1 protein-coding gene is annotated in these 1,946 nt (G+C 56.1%); it reads right to left on the reverse strand.

The window, feature by feature from the left end:
• Positions 1 to 82 precede the first annotated feature (82 nt).
• Entirely contained in the window at positions 83 to 1,351 is a 1,269-nt protein-coding gene (gene ltrA / locus O9K64_RS23300) for a group II intron reverse transcriptase/maturase (protein ID WP_275100515.1), read from the reverse strand.
• Positions 1,352 to 1,946 lie beyond the last annotated feature (595 nt).

A 1,946-nucleotide genomic window follows, 5' to 3' on the forward strand; every position in this document is an offset into this window, starting at 1 on the left:
GTCGGGTCGGAGGAGGCGCCAAGTCCCGGCTTGCCTCCGTCCGCCGCCCAAACCGGACGTGCAGTTTTCCCGCATCCGGCTTTCACAAGGTTGCAACGCGTTGCCGGCTCAAAGACGGTATTAAATGGATCAGGCTGACAAGACCCAACTCGCCATATAGCTTGGATTGCGGGAGCGTCTTCCAGCCACAGTTACGCCACCTCTTGTGGCGATGTGACCACAGCCGCCGAACAATCCAGCGATCAAGTTGGTTGAATAGCCTTCGGACATGGGACTTCCTGTAGTAGTTGCCCCAGCCGCGTATGACCGGATTGATCTGGTCGATCAGCTCTTTGGTGGTCAAAGGTGCTTTTCGACTCGTTCGCTTTCTGATCTGCTCCTTGAAGTGGGTGGTGGATTTCTGCCTCGGATAGACATACAAAGCACCCTGTCGGGTATTGCTTTTGATCTTGTGCCTGGCTAGCTTCAACGGACGCTTTCCTCGCTTGATCTTGTAGCCTAAAAACTCGAAACCGTGGCTTATATGCACGATTCGAGTCTTCTCCTCGTTCAGAACCACTCCCAACTTTTCCAGAACCCGCTTGGCGAAGTTCAGTACCTCTTGAGCTTCTTGTCTCGTTTGGCACGTCACCAGCCAATCATCGGCAAACCTCGTCAATCGATACCCCTTGTGGCGCATCTCCCGATCAAACGGAGTTAGTAGAATGTTGCTCATCAGCGGGGAGATTACGCCCCCTTGGGGGACTCCCCGCTCACTGGGATGAATCTGTTTATCTTCCGAGTAGCCCACTTTCATCATCGATTCCAGCAGACGCAGTACACGTCCGTCGGCCACCCGTTGACTGAGCATTTCCATCAGTTTGTCGTGGTCCGCCGATCCGAAAAAGTCTTTCAGATCGGCATCCACCACCCACTCATTCCCCTGCTCCAGTTCACACCAGATCTTGCGCATGGCATCCTTGGTCGATCTTCCTCGCCGGTATCCAAAGCTGGCTTCGTCAAATACCGGTTCGAAAATAGCGTCCAGTCGGTTCATCAGCGCCTGTTGACACACCCTGTCATAGACTGTGGGTATACCCAACGGGCGGAATTTACCCGGCTGGCCGCTCTTGGGAATCAGTTGCCGCTTCACCGGCTGCGGCTGGTAGGTCTGGGTGCGCAGTTCCCCGTGGAGCCGTTCCAGGTTCCCTCGCAGGTCCCTTCCAAACTCCGCCAGACTCTGGCCGTCGATACCACCCGCCCCCCGGTTGCGCTTGACTTTTTCCCAAGCCAACTCCAGGTTCTTCATCTTGTACACCTTGTCCACCAATGAGTGGACCTTCTTCTCGCCTGTCGGATTCAGCCAGTGCACCAATCTCCTCGGTCTATCGCCTAGGGGTCTTTCACTGAGGGAACTTGTCCTTGCCATACACCTTACTCGTTGGTTTCCTGTCTTCTTCCAACTACCTTGTCGACTGCCTTCCCCAGCTCACTCCGCTGCCGTCTGAGACGGTCACCTTGCTTTCGCAAGGCTTGAGGTACTATTCAGTCGTCCGACGACTCACAGAACATCACTCGCCATTTCGCATCCGCTTATAGGGTCGTTTATCCCGGTGCCACCCAGGAATCCTGTGAGCCCTCCCAGGGTCACGCATGAATCTTCCACACCGTGCCGTCCGCACACACCTTGGTTCGATGGGTGGATAAGAACGCCTTCGCCTCCATAGTGCAGGCTCGACCTTGCCCCATCTTTGGCCGACCGGTTCATCTGCAGGGTCGCCCCTTCGATTACGGCCCGGTGTTTCTCCTCAAACCCTTCGGATTCCACCTCGCGGTGGACACCCTGTCCTCCAGCATCATTGCTGATGCTGGCCAGCGAGGCATTACCCCCACCTTTGGATACAGCGCCCCTTATCCGAGCGCCGGAGGGACTTGAACCCTCCCGATTCATGCGCTGCCTGGCGCAC

It is taken from the genome of Sedimenticola hydrogenitrophicus, assembly GCF_029017505.1.
Lineage (GTDB): Bacteria > Pseudomonadota > Gammaproteobacteria > Chromatiales > Chromatiaceae > Sedimenticola > Sedimenticola hydrogenitrophicus_A.